Below are 12,776 nucleotides of genomic sequence, written 5' to 3'. Positions count from 1 at the left end.
GCCGCCCGAGGCCACCAGCGTTCCCCGGCTTCCCCTGTCGGCCGGGGGACGCTGGTGCTCGACCGTCGCGGGTTAGCCTTCCGCACATGCGACGAGCCGTCCGGTTCCTGCGGGACACCCCCTGCGCCGCGCTGCTGATCGTCCAGCTGCTCGGCGTGATCGTCTACCCGTTCCTGGAGGGCAGCGTCGCCGGACGCTCGGCGCTGGCGGTCTTCGGGCTGGCGGTGCTCGCGCTGGTGGTCCGCGCGGTGCGGGCCACGCCGATGCTCTGGTGGGTCTCGGTCACGCTGGCGATCCCGGCCCTGGGCCTGCTGCTGGTGCAGGCGGTGACGCTGGACGACTCGCTGGCGCCGTACAGCGCGGTCTTCGAGGCGCTGCTCTACTTCTACGCCGCCGTCAGCATGTTGGTCTACATGCTCGCCGACGAGCGGGTCACCACCGACGAGATGTTCGCCGTCGGCGCGGTCTTCACGTTGCTGGCCTGGGCGTTCGCCTACACGTATGTCGTCGTGCAGGCGCTCGACCCGGGGAGCTTCACGGCTGCGGTGCAGCCGGACCAGCCGCGCACCTGGACCGAGCTGCTGTTCTTGTCGTTCACGACGCTCTCCAGCACCGGTCTCTCCGACATCGTCCCGGTCCACGGGCACTCGCGCAGCGTGGTGATGCTCGAGCAGGTGGTCGGGCTGTTCTACATCGCGATGGTGGTCACCCGGCTGGTCGGCCTCAACATGGCGCGCGTCAACCGCCGCCGCGACTGAGAGGCACGCCGGGGGAGCGGCTCACGGACCGGCTCGCCGGCAAACCGGCGATCCTCCGGATCCGGACAGAGGGGACCGTTGCCGCGTCCTGACAGGACTTTGGACCCAGCCCCTGGCGTGTGGGGCTTGGCACAGTGGCCGAAGTCAGCGAGAGTCAGGAGAACAGCCATGTCTGCAACGACGCACGTTCGGAGGTCCAGGGCCGTGAGCTCGGGGGAGCACAGGTCACCCGGTCTCATGCTGGCTCTGGCCACCATCGGCTTCGCGGTGAACTTCTGGGCCTGGGCCCTGGTCAGCCCGCTCGGGCCGCTGTTCCGCGAGAACGGCGCCCTCGGCACCCTCAGCGAGTCCGACGTGGCGCTGATGGTCGCGGTGCCGGTGCTGGTCGGGTCGCTCGGCCGGATCCCGGTGGGCGCGCTGACCGACAAGTACGGCGGCCGGGTGATGTTCCCGCTGGTCTCGCTGGCGACGATCGTGCCCGTGCTCTTCCTGGGCCTGGCGGCGCAGAGCTCCTACGCGCTGATCCTGGTCGGCGGGTTCTTCCTCGGCATCGGGGGCACCGCCTTCGCGGTCGGCGTGCCGTTCGTGAACGCCTGGTTCCCGCCCGAGCGCCGCGGCCTCGCCGTCGGCGTCTTCGGTGCAGGCATGGGCGGCACCGCGATCAGCGCGCTGACCACTGTCAAGCTCTACACCAACGTCGGCTCCGCGGCGCCGTTCCTGATCACCGCCTCGCTGCTCGCGGTGTACGCCGTCGTGGCCTGGCTGCTGCTCGAGGACGCCCCCGGCCGGGTGGCCCCCGCCGGCAGCCTGATGTCCCGGCTCTCCGCCAACGCACGGTTGCCGATCAGCTGGCAGGCCTGCATGCTCTACGCGGTCGCTTTCGGCGGCTACGTCGCCTTCTCGGTCTACCTGCCGGCCTACCTCAAGACGGCCTACGAGCTGACCCCGGCCGACGCCGCCAACCGGATGGCCGGCTTCGTGGTGGTCGCGGTGCTGATGCGCCCGATCGGCGGCTGGCTCTCGGACCGCTTCGGTCCGGTCCCGGTGCTCGCGGTCGGGTACGGCGTCGTCGCGATCGGTGCCGCGATCGCCTCCACCACGCCGCTGCTCGAGCACATCGGCACCGCGGCCTTCCTCGCGATGGCGGCCGCCCTCGGGTCGGGCTCCGGTGCCACCTTCGCCCTGGTCGCGCGGGTGGTGGAGCCCAGCCGGGTCGGTGGCGTCACCGGCCTCGTCGGTGCCGCCGGCGGCCTCGGCGGGTTCGTGCCGCCGCTGATCATGGGCTACGTCTACGGCCGCACCGACTCCTACGCCATCGGGCTGGTGCTGCTCTCGGTGACCGCCGCCCTCACGCTGGTGCTCACCCTCACCGTGGTCCGCTCCACCTTGCGGACCGCCTCCGAAGCCGCGACCAGCGACAGCCCGGCCGCAGCATGACCCGTCCCGACCGCTAGCCCGTTCCACCCGATCGCACCCGCTCGTTCCCGACAGAGGAGTAGCACGTGACCCAGGCACCGCGAGAAGCAGTCGCCCCGCAGCAGGGGGACGGCTCGCAGCCCCCCGGCCTGGACGGAGGGATCGCGGAGGCGCTGGTCCGCTCACGCCGCTACTTCACCAAGGCGGAGGTCTCGCAGGACCTGCGCAGCCTGCACCGCAGCGGGGGCCGCGAGGCCGACGACTTCTACCGGGACCGGTGGAGCCACGACAAGGTGGTCCGCTCGACGCACGGGGTGAACTGCACCGGCTCGTGCTCGTGGAAGGTCTACGTCAAGGACGGGATCATCACCTGGGAGACCCAGCAGACCGACTACCCCTCGGTCGGCCCGGACTCCCCGGAGTACGAACCGCGCGGCTGCCCCCGTGGCGCGGCCTTCTCCTGGTACACCTACTCGCCGACCCGCGTGCGCTACCCCTACGTCCGGGGCGTGCTGCTGCAGATGTACCGCGAGGCCAAGAAGCAGCACGACGGCGACCCGGTCAAGGCCTGGGCGCACATCGTCGACAACCCGCTGCGGGCGAAGGCCTACAAGTCCGCCCGCGGCAAGGGCGGCCTGGTGCGGGCCAGCTGGGAGGAGGCCACCGAGCTGGTGGCCGCCGCGCACGTGCACACGATCCAGAAGTGGGGGCCCGACCGGGTCGCCGGCTTCTCGCCGATCCCGGCGATGTCGATGGTCTCGCACGCCTCGGGCGCCCGGTTCGTGAACCTCGTCGGCGGCTCGATGCTGAGCTTCTACGACTGGTACGCCGACCTGCCGGTGGCCTCCCCGCAGGTCTTCGGCGACCAGACCGACGTCCCGGAGTCCGGTGACTGGTGGAACGCCGGCTACCTGATCATGTGGGGCTCGAACCTGCCGGTGACCCGGACCCCGGACGCGCACTGGATGACCGAGGCGCGCTACCGCGGCCAGAAGGTCATCGCGGTCGCACCGGACTACGCCGACAACGTGAAGTTCGCCGACGAGTGGCTGCCGGCCCGGCCGGGCACCGACGCGGCACTGGCGATGGCGATGGGCCACGTGGTGCTCAAGGAGTACTTCGTCGACCGGTCGACGCCGTACTTCACCGACTACGTCAAGACCTACACCGACCTGCCCTACCTGATCCGCCTCGACGAGACCTCGCCCGGCCGCTTCACGGCCGGCAAGTTCCTCACCGCCGCCGACCTCCCGGCCCACGAGCACGAGGAGAACGCCGCCTTCAAGACGGTGCTCATCGACAGTCGCTCGGACGAGCCGGTGGTGCCCAACGGCTCGCTCGGTCACCGCTACGGCGAGAGCGGCGTCGGCCGGTGGAACCTCGAGCTCGGCGACGTGGACCCGAAGCTGTCGCTGATCGACACCTCCGCGGACAGCGTGCTGGTGCAGATGCCGCGCTTCGACACCGCCGACGGCGCGGCCGGCGACCTGCCCCGCGGCGTCCCGGTGCGCCGGGTCGGCGGCCACCTCGTCACCACGGTGTTCGACCTGCTGCTGGCGCAGTACGGCGTCGGGCGCGACGGCCTGCCCGGCGAGTGGCCCGCGTCGTACGACGACGCCTCGGCGCCGTACACCCCGGCGTGGCAGGAGCAGATCACCGGCGTGCCCGCCTCGGCGGCCGCCCGGGTCGGTCGTGAGTTCGCCCGCAACGCCGAGGAGTCGCACGGCCGCTCGATGATCGTGATGGGGGCCGGCACCAACCACTGGTTCCACTCCGACACGATCTACCGCTCGTTCCTGACGCTGACCACGCTGACCGGCTGCCAGGGCGTCAACGGCGGCGGCTGGGCGCACTACGTGGGCCAGGAGAAGGTCCGGCCGATCACCGGCTACACCCAGGTCGCCAACGCGCTGGACTGGAACCGGCCGCCGCGCAACATGATCCAGACCGCCTACTGGTACCTGCACACCGACCAGTTCCGCTACGACCACTTCGGGGCGGACACCCTCTCGGCCACCACCGGCAGCGGCCAGCTGGCCGGCAAGTCCACCGCCGACGTGATCGCGCAGAGCGCCCGGATGGGCTGGATGCCGTCCTACCCCACCTTCGACCGGAACCCGCTCGACCTCGCCGACGAGGCCGCCGCGGCGGGCCGGACCTCGGCGGAGCACATCGTCGAGCAGCTCAAGGCCGGCGAGCTCGGCTGGGCCGGCGAGGACCCGGACGCGCCGGAGAACTTCCCGCGAATCCTCTCGATCTGGCGGGCCAACCTGCTCGGCTCCTCGGGCAAGGGCAACGAGTACTTCCTCAAGCACCTGCTGGGCACCGACTCCTCGCTGCGGGCGACCGAGGCGCCGGAGGGGCAGCGCCCGGTCGACGTGACCTGGCGGGAACACGCCCCGGAGGGCAAGCTCGACCTGCTGCTGACGCTGGACTTCCGGCAGACCAGCACCACGATCTTCTCCGACGTGGTGCTCCCGGCGGCGACCTGGTACGAGAAGCACGACCTCAACACCACCGACATGCACCCGTTCATCCACTCGTTCAACCCGGCGATCGCCCCGCCGTGGCAGTCCCGCACCGACTGGGACGCCTGGCAGACGATCGCCGCGAAGTTCAGCGAGCTGGCGGCGACCCGGCTCGGCACCCGCACCGACGTGGTCGCGGTGCCGCTGATGCACGACACCCCGGACGCGATGGCGACGCCGCACGGCGTGGTCCGGGACTGGGCGAAGGGCGAGTGCGAGCCGGTCCCCGGCGTCAGCATGCCCAAGCTCGTCGAGGTGGTCCGCGACTACGGCGCGGTCTCCGAGAAGCTCAACGCGCTCGGCCCGCTGATGGACACGCTCGGCGCCACCACCAAGGGCGTCACCTTCGACGTCACCGAGCAGGTCGACTACCTGCGGCACAAGAACGGCGCGGTCCGGGGCGGCGTGGCCGACGGGCGGCCGTCGCTGAAGCGGGACGTGCACGTCTGCGAGGCGATCCTCGCGCTGTCCGGCACCACCAACGGCCACCTGGCCACGCAGGGGTTCAAGACCCTCGAGAAGCGCACCGGCACCAGGCTCGCCGACCTCGCCGAGGAGCACCAGGGCAAGCAGATCACCTTCGCCGACACCCAGGCGGCACCGGTGCCGGTGATCACCTCGCCGGAGTGGTCCGGCTCGGAGACCGGCGGGCGGCGCTACTCGCCGTTCACCATCAACGTGGAGCGGATGAAGCCCTGGCACACCCTCACCGGCCGGATGCACTTCTACCTCGACCACGACTGGATGACCGAGCTCGGGGAGGGGCTGCCGGTCTACCGGCCACCGCTGAACATGGCGGCGCTGTTCACCGAGCCCGCGCTCGGTGACGTCTCGGACGGCTCGAAGGGCGGCAGCGACGTCGCCGGCCTCACCGTCCGCTACCTGACGCCGCACAACAAGTGGTCGATCCACTCGGAGTACCAGGACAACCTGTTCATGCTGTCGCTCTCGCGCGGCGGCCAGAACATCTGGATGAGCGACCGGGACGCGGCCAAGGTCGGGATCGTGGACAACGACTGGATCGAGGCGGTCAACCGCAACGGCGTGGTCGTGGCGCGGGCGATCGTGTCGCACCGGATGCCCGAGGGGACCGTGTACATGTACCACGCGCAGGACCGGCTGATCGACGTACCGATCGCGGAGACCTCCGGCAAGCGCGGCGGCATCCACAACTCGCTGACCCGGCTGCTGGTGAAGCCCAGCCACCTGATCGGCGGCTACGCCCAGCTCACCTTCGCGTTCAACTACCTCGGCCCCACCGGCAACCAGCGCGACGAGGTCACCATCATCCGCAAGCGCAACCAGGAGGTTCAGTACTGATGAGGGTCATGGCACAGATGGCGATGGTCATGAACCTCGACAAGTGCATCGGCTGCCACACCTGCTCGGTGACCTGCAAGCAGGCGTGGACCAACCGCTCCGGCACCGAGTACGTCTGGTTCAACAACGTGGAGACCAAGCCCGGACTGGGCTACCCGCGCACCTACGAGGACCAGGAGAAGTGGAAGGGCGGCTGGACGCTGAACAAGCGCGGCCGGCTGACCCTGAAGGGAGGCGGCCGGTTCCAGAAGCTGCTGACGATCTTCTCCAACCCCAAGCTCCCCTCGATCGACGAGTACTACGAGCCGTGGACCTACGACTACGCGACGCTGACCGACGCCCCGGCGCAGGAGCACACCCCGGTGGCGCGGCCCAAGTCGCTGATCTCCGGCAAGGACATGAAGATCGAGTGGTCGGCGAACTGGGACGACGACCTCGGCGGCTCCACCGCGAACACCCACCGCGACCCGATCCTGGAGAAGCTCGACGCGGTCGGGAAGTCCGTGAAGTTCGAGTTCGAGCAGACCTTCATGTTCTACCTGCCGCGGATCTGCGAGCACTGCCTCAACCCTTCGTGCGCCGCGTCCTGCCCGAGCGGGGCGATCTACAAGCGCGCCGAGGACGGCATCGTGCTCGTCGACCAGGACCGCTGCCGGGGCTGGCGGATGTGCGTGTCCGGCTGCCCCTACAAGAAGGTCTACTTCAACCACCGCACCGGCAAGGCCGAGAAGTGCACGTTCTGCTTCCCGCGCATCGAGGTCGGCCTGCCGACCGTGTGCTCGGAGACCTGCGTGGGCCGGCTGCGCTACATCGGCCTGGTCCTCTACGACGCCGACAAGGTGCTCGAGGCCGCGTCGGTGCCCGACGACCACGACCTCTACGAGGCGCAGCGCTCGGTCCTGCTCGACCCGTTCGACCCCGAGGTGGTCCGCGAGGCGGAGAAGGCCGGGATCCCGCGGGACTGGGTGGACGCCGCGCAGCGCTCGCCGATCCACGCGCTGATCAACCGGTTCAAGGTCGCGCTGCCGCTGCACCCGGAGTACCGCACGATGCCGATGGTCTGGTACATCCCGCCGCTGTCGCCGGTGATCGACGTCGTCAAGGAGACCGGTGAGGACGCCGAGGACAAGGGCAACCTGTTCGCCGCGATCGATGCGCTGCGGATCCCGGTGGAGTACCTCGCCGAGATGTTCACCGCCGGCGACGTCGCCCCGGTGGAGGGCGTGCTGAAGAAGCTCGCCGCGATGCGGTCCTACATGCGCGACATCAACATGGGCCGCGACCCGGACGGCTCGATCCCCGAGGCGGTCGGGATGACCGAGGAGGAGATGTACGACATGTACCGGCTCCTCGCCATCGCCAAGTACGACGAGCGCTACGTGATCCCGAGCGCGCACGCCGAGCAGGCCCACTCGCTGGAGGAGCTGGCCACCGAGTGCTCGCTGGACTACGAGGGCGGACCCGGCATGGGCGGCTCCGGCCCGTTCGGCGAGGGCTCGGGGTCGCCGACCCCGATCGCGGTGGAGAACTTCCAGATGCTCGCGGACCGGCAGACCTCGGACACGATGGCCGCGCCGGCCGGCAAGGCCTCCCGGGTGAACCTGCTCAGCTGGGACGGCAAGGGCACCCCGAGCGGGCTGTTCCCGCCGAAGTCCCAGGGGCCGGAGCAGGTGGAGGAGCCGACCACCCCGGACACCTCCGGGGACGGGTCGACCGGCGAGGGCGGCACCGGCGGGCTGACCGGCGGGGCGGACTTCCGATGAGCCGCAAGTACCCCCGGCCGACACACCCGCCGGAGCAGCTGATGCTGGCCTGGCAGTCGGCCTCGCTGCTGCTGGACTACCCCGACGAGGAGCTGCTGGCCCGGCTGGACCTCATCCGCTCGGCGTCGTGGCAGCTGCCGGCGCCGGTGGGGCAGCCGATCCGGGAGGTCGTCGCGCACCTGGAGGCGACACCGCTGGAGGAGCTGCAGGCCGACTACGTCGAGACGTTCGACTCCCGGCGTCGGTGCAACCTGTTCCTCACCTACTTCGCGCACGGGGACACCCGCAAGCGCGGGATGGCGCTGCTGCGGTTCAAGCAGACCTACCTGCGCTCGGGGTTCCTGCTCGACGCGGACACCGCCGGCGGCGGCGAGCTGCCCGACCACCTCTGCGTGGTGCTCGAGTACGCCGCGACCGTGGACCAGGAGCTGGGCCGGACGCTGATGCTCGACCACCGGGCCGGGCTGGAGCTGCTGCGGCTCTCGCTGCGCGACCGCGGGTCCCGGTGGGCAGGCGCCGTCGAGGCGGTCACCGCGACGCTGCCGCCGTTGCGCGGCGACGAGATGGACGCCGTACGCCGCCTGGCCGCCGAGGGCCCGCCGGAAGAAGAAGTCGGGCTCGCGCCCTTCACCGTCCCGGCGGCCGACGAGCCGCTCCCGATGCCGACGTTCCCAGGAGCCCGCGCGTGAACCAGTTCCTCTGGGTGATCTTCCCCTACATCTGCCTGACGGTCTTCGTCGTCGGCCACTTCTGGCGCTACCGCTACGACAAGTTCGGCTGGACCACGCGCTCCTCCCAGCTCTACGAGGACCGGTTGCTGCGCATCGGCAGCCCGCTGTTCCACTTCGGCATCCTCGCAGTCTTCCTCGGCCACGTGATGGGCCTCGGCGTGCCGAAGTCGTGGACCGAGGCGGTCGGGATCTCCGAGGGCCTCTACCACTTCATGGCGGTCTCGATCGGCGCGGTCGCCGGCTTCGCGACGCTGGTCGGCATGGTGATCCTGATCTACCGGCGCCGCACCGTCGGCCCGGTCTTCTCCGCGACCACCAAGATGGACAAGACGATGTACGCCGTCCTGGCCACCGTGATCGTGCTGGGGCTCGTGAACACCGTGGCCGCCAACATCTTCGGTCACTACGACTACCGCGAGGGCGTCTCGATCTGGTTCCGCGGGATCTTCCGCTTCGACCTGCACCCCGACCTGATGGCGGAGGCGCCGTGGAGCTTCCAGCTGCACGGGCTCGCCGCGATGTTCCTGTTCGCGCTGTGGCCGTTCACCCGGCTGGTGCACGTCTTCAGCGCGCCGCTGGGCTACCTGACCAGGCCGTACATCGTCTACCGCAGCCGCGACGACCAGCAGCTCGGCAGCCACCGGCCGCGTCGCGGCTGGGACCGGGTGTCGTGAGATGTGCGAGCACTGCGGCTGCCGGGGAGTGCCTCCGATCGGGGAGCTGATGGACGAGCACCTGGCCCTGCTCGAGCTCGCCGGCGACGTACGCCGGAAGCTGGCGGCCGGTGACCGGGCGGCGGCGGTCCGCATCCTGGAGCTGGTCGGTCGGCAGCTGGACCGGCACGTCGGCCGGGAGGAGCGCGGCATCTTCGCGGCGCTGAAGGCCGACGGGGAGTTCGCCGAGGCGGTCGTCGAGCTCGAGGACGAGCACGTCTCCTTCGACCGGCAGCTCGCCGCGATCGACCCGGACCGCGCGGGATTCGGCGACCGGGTGGACGCGCTGCTCGCGGAGCTGTCGCTGCACATCGACAAGGAGAACCTCGGCATCTTCCCGGTGGCCGCGGTGACCCTCGGCGCCACCGGCTGGGAGACCGTCGGCCGGGCGCACGACGCGGAGCCGAGCTTCCTCTCCGGCAGCGACTGACCGCGCCTTTATCGCCCGGCTTACCACCTATGCCCGCCCCCAACGGCGGGTCGCGGTCTGGACCGATTCTGTGAAGTGGTTCACGGGGGTCCCTTTCGGCGAGAAGAGTGCTTAAGGTGGACCGCGCATCGTGACCGACCCGCCCGTTTCGGGAGTCGTAGGGCACGCGCACCACAACTGAACAACCAGGTGCGGTAACGCCGAGTCCTGCCCGCCGCTGTCCTGGTCCCATCCCTCAAACATCATCGGGCAGGAGTGGGGGACCCACCGCAGTTCGCGGCCGCATCCTCGTCACGCCTCAGGGCGCGATCGAGGTTCAGCCGCTCGGGGTGAAGTCTCCGGTCAGTTCCTCGACCGGCGGCAGGGCACCTTTCAGCCCTAACCCGACAGCTCACCTCACAGGCGTGGAAAGGCCACTTCCATGCTCGCGACCTCTCGCGTGCGGCACTTCGCCGTGCTGCCCTTCGTCCTCGCCGTCGTCCTGATCGGCTCCCTCTTCACCCTCGTCCCCCAGGCGGACGCCGTCACCCGCTCCTACCGGGTCGGCAACGCCTTCGACATCGCCCGCCACCAGCTGGGCGACCCGTACCGCTGGGGCGCCGCGGGCCCGGACGCCTTCGACTGCTCCGGCCTCGTCTACTACAGCTTCCGCCGCGCGGGCTTCACCAACGTGCCGCGGACCGCAGCCGCCCAGGCGGGCTTCGCCCGGCACATCGCGCGCAGCAACATGCGCCGCGGCGACCTGGTCTTCTTCAGCAGCGGCGGCCACGTCTACCACGTCGGTGTCTTCGCCGGCTGGAGCAACGGCCGTCGGATGATCGTGCACGCCTCGCGGACCGGCACGCCGGTCAAGCGTGACCCGATCTGGACGAACGCCTGGTTCCCCGGCACCCTCCGCTGAGCCGCTCGAGCTGATCCGCTCGGCCCCGGCCCCTCGGGCCGGATCACCCGAGCCGGATCACCAGGAGGCGGGCGCGGCGCCGGTCACGGTGCCGCGCCCATCACCTTCGAGAGCCGCACGAAGCTGTAGCCGCGGGCGCGCAGCCGGTCGATCACCTGGGGCAGCGCGTCGGCGTCCAGGGTCGAGTGGTCGTCCGGGTTCGACCCGACGTGCATCAGCACGATCTCGCCGGGAGTGGCCGCCGCCAGCACCCGGTCGACGACCTTGCGGACCGTCATCCCGCCCGAGGTGCCCTTCCAGCCGAGCGTGTCCACCGTCCACCGGAACGGCACGTAGCAGAGGCCGTTGACCAGGTGCACCAGGTGCTGGTTCCGCGCCCCGAAGGGGAACCGGAGGAACCGCCGCGGGTCCTGCCCGCTGCGCTGCAGGATCCGCGCCTGCGCGGTGGTGACCTCGGCGACGACCTGCGCGTCGGTGAGCGTGGTCAGGTCCGGGTGGGTGTTGGTGTGGTTGCCGACCAGGTGCTCCGCGCCGATGCGGGCCGTCTTGCGCCGGAACCTGTTCGCGAACGCCCCGGTGAGGAAGAAGGTGGCCTTCGCGGACTTCGCCCGCAGCGTGGTCCGGATCGAGTGCACCCCGTCCGCGTTGGCGCCCGCGTCGAAGGTGAGCGCGACGACCTTCTGGGTGACGGGCAGGCGGCTGATCTCCTGGCCCGCGAAGCGCGCGGGAACGGCACACGCCGGCGGTGAGGTGGAGTCGCCAGACGCTGGGGAGGTCACCGGATCGTCAGCCGGCGAGGTCACGGGACCGTTAGCCGGCGAGGTGACGGAGCCGGCAGTCCGGCTGACCCGGGTCCCGGCACTCTCAGGAGCTGCTCCGCCGGCGCAGCCGGTCAGCGTCACGGCCACACACACTCCTGCGGCGAGCAGGCCCCTGAGAGCACGCATTCCCTCACCCGTTCCGGGTTCCCTCCACCAGGATCGCGCGGCCGTGGCCGCCACCGACGGGTCCTTGGTCCCGAGTCCGGAGGCCCAACTGCTCGTCCGGCGGAGCAGCGGCGCTGCGGACCGTGGAGGGCGCTTCGGTAACCTGTCGGCCATGCCTGAACCGACCCGGCGTCCCCGGACCGCTCGTTGGGACCCGCTGACCGTCGGGATCGACATCGGCGGCTCCAAGGTGCTGGCCGGTGTCGTCGACCAGGCCGGCAAGGTGCTCGCCACCGAGCAGCGGGCCACTCCCGGGCGCAGCGTGCTGGCGGTCGAGGAGACGATCGTCGAGATGGTGCAGGGCTTCGAGCAGACGTACGACGTCGCCGCGGTCGGCATCGGGGCGGCGGGCTTCGTCGACGCCACCCGGTCGGTGGTGACCTTCTCGCCGCACCTGGCCTGGCGCGACGAGCCGCTGCGGGCGGCCATCGCCGACCGGGTCAAGCTGCCGGTCGTCGTGGACAACGACGCGAACGCCGCCGCGCTGGCCGAGAGCCGGTTCGGCGCCGGGGCCGGGCACCGGCTGGTGCTGTGCGTGACGCTCGGCACCGGGATCGGCGGCGCGCTGGTGATCGACCACCGGGTGTTCCGGGGAGCCAACGGGATGGCCGGCGAGTTCGGCCACATCCAGGTGGTCGAGGACGGCCACCGCTGCCCGTGCGGCAACCGTGGCTGCTGGGAGCAGTACGCCTCCGGCAACGCCCTCGTCCGGGAGGCCCGCGAGCTGATCCTGGCCGGCTCGCCGCACGCGCACCGGCTCAGCGAGCTCGTCGGCGGCGACCCGGCCCAGCTGACCGGCCCGCAGATCACCCAGGCCGCCCGGGACGGCGACCCGCTCTCCGTGGAGCTGCTCAGCGACATCGGCCGGTGGCTCGGCGTCGGACTGGCCGGGATGGCGGCCGCCTTCGACCCCGGCTGCATCGTGGTCGGTGGCGGCGTCTCGGCGGCCGGCGACCTGCTGCTCGTCCCCACCCGCGAGGCGTTCTCCCGGGCCTTGGTCGGCCGTGGCTACCGGGTGGAGCCGCCGATCGTCGCCGCCGCGCTCGGCCCGTCGGCCGGCTTCATCGGGGCCGCGGACATGGCCCGCTCGGCCGCGCGCCGGTCCCGGCGCACCCGCGGGCGCAGCAAGCGGCTGGCCCGGGTGCGCCGCGCCCTCGAGGAGCGCGCCGGCGAGCGGCCGTAGCCGCATCGGCCTGCCGCCGCCGGAGGTCGGGCAGCGCTTCGACCCGG

10 protein-coding genes and 1 riboswitch are annotated in these 12,776 nt (G+C 71.1%); of the genes, 9 read left to right on the top strand and 1 reads right to left on the bottom strand.

Annotation, left to right across the window (positions count from 1 at the left end; genetic code table 11):
• Positions 1-86 precede the first annotated feature (86 nt).
• From H9L09_RS06785 to H9L09_RS06750, 8 genes are all read left to right on the top strand, one after another.
• Complete coding sequence (locus H9L09_RS06785; RefSeq protein WP_187579917.1) at positions 87-758, top strand: two pore domain potassium channel family protein; 672 nt, start codon at positions 87-89, stop codon at positions 756-758.
• Positions 759-962: 204 nt separating this feature from the next.
• Positions 963-2,195, top strand: coding sequence for a nitrate/nitrite transporter (locus tag H9L09_RS06780; RefSeq protein ID WP_246456329.1), 1,233 nt, complete (start codon positions 963-965; stop codon positions 2,193-2,195).
• A 65-nt stretch (positions 2,196-2,260) separates the two neighbouring features.
• Positions 2,261-6,022, top strand: coding sequence for a nitrate reductase subunit alpha (locus H9L09_RS06775; protein WP_246456328.1), 3,762 nt, complete (start codon positions 2,261-2,263; stop codon positions 6,020-6,022).
• Positions 6,022-7,785, top strand: a complete 1,764-nt coding sequence (gene narH / locus H9L09_RS06770) for a nitrate reductase subunit beta (protein ID WP_187579916.1) — start codon at positions 6,022-6,024, stop codon at positions 7,783-7,785. Before H9L09_RS06775 ends, narH begins: the two co-directional genes overlap by 1 nt.
• Complete coding sequence (gene narJ / locus H9L09_RS06765; protein ID WP_187579915.1) at positions 7,782-8,474, top strand: nitrate reductase molybdenum cofactor assembly chaperone; 693 nt, start codon at positions 7,782-7,784, stop codon at positions 8,472-8,474. The genes narH and narJ overlap by 4 nt, the downstream gene beginning before the upstream one ends.
• Positions 8,471-9,190: a respiratory nitrate reductase subunit gamma gene (gene narI / locus H9L09_RS06760; protein WP_187579914.1), complete on the top strand. Its 720-nt coding sequence runs from the start codon at positions 8,471-8,473 to the stop codon at positions 9,188-9,190. Before narJ ends, narI begins: the two co-directional genes overlap by 4 nt.
• 49 nt (positions 9,191-9,239) lie before the next feature.
• A complete protein-coding gene (locus H9L09_RS06755; protein WP_187579913.1) occupies positions 9,240-9,659 on the top strand; it encodes a hemerythrin domain-containing protein in 420 nt (139 codons plus the stop codon).
• A 222-nt stretch (positions 9,660-9,881) separates the two neighbouring features.
• Positions 9,882-10,079, top strand: a riboswitch (cyclic di-AMP (ydaO/yuaA leader).
• Between the two features lies 1 nt (position 10,080).
• Positions 10,081-10,560 carry a C40 family peptidase gene (locus H9L09_RS06750; protein WP_187579912.1) on the top strand — a complete coding sequence of 160 codons (480 nt, stop codon included), beginning with the start codon at positions 10,081-10,083 and terminating at the stop codon, positions 10,558-10,560.
• 83 nt (positions 10,561-10,643) lie between these two features.
• Here the strand turns inward: H9L09_RS06750 and H9L09_RS06745 are convergent, their stop codons facing one another.
• On the bottom strand, positions 10,644-11,339 hold the full coding sequence (locus H9L09_RS06745; RefSeq protein WP_187579911.1) for a polysaccharide deacetylase family protein: 696 nt from the start codon (positions 11,337-11,339) through the stop codon (positions 10,644-10,646).
• 319 nt (positions 11,340-11,658) lie between these two features.
• On the opposite strand from H9L09_RS06745, the gene H9L09_RS06740 reads away from it, so the two are divergent.
• Positions 11,659-12,729, top strand: a complete 1,071-nt coding sequence (locus H9L09_RS06740) for an ROK family glucokinase (protein WP_187579910.1) — start codon at positions 11,659-11,661, stop codon at positions 12,727-12,729.
• The last annotated feature ends 47 nt before the right edge of the window (positions 12,730-12,776 follow it).

The organism is Nocardioides mesophilus (assembly GCF_014395785.1).
Taxonomy (GTDB): Bacteria; Actinomycetota; Actinomycetes; order Propionibacteriales; family Nocardioidaceae; genus Nocardioides_B; species Nocardioides_B mesophilus.
The sequence above is the reverse complement of the archived record's forward strand: the minus strand, read 5'-3'. Positions and strand labels throughout refer to the sequence as shown.

What these genes read in the sequence shown, in the direction of transcription:
- H9L09_RS06785 (WP_187579917.1), top strand. Translation starts at nt 87, where the DNA reads ATGCGACGAGCCGTCCGGTTCCTGCGGGACACCCCCTGCGCCGCGCTG.
- narH (WP_187579916.1), top strand. Translation starts at nt 6,022, where the DNA reads ATGAGGGTCATGGCACAGATGGCGATGGTCATGAACCTCGACAAGTGC.
- narJ (WP_187579915.1), top strand. Translation starts at nt 7,782, where the DNA reads ATGAGCCGCAAGTACCCCCGGCCGACACACCCGCCGGAGCAGCTGATG.
- H9L09_RS06755 (WP_187579913.1), top strand. Translation starts at nt 9,240, where the DNA reads ATGGACGAGCACCTGGCCCTGCTCGAGCTCGCCGGCGACGTACGCCGG.
- H9L09_RS06750 (WP_187579912.1), top strand. Translation starts at nt 10,081, where the DNA reads ATGCTCGCGACCTCTCGCGTGCGGCACTTCGCCGTGCTGCCCTTCGTC.
- H9L09_RS06740 (WP_187579910.1), top strand. Translation starts at nt 11,659, where the DNA reads ATGCCTGAACCGACCCGGCGTCCCCGGACCGCTCGTTGGGACCCGCTG.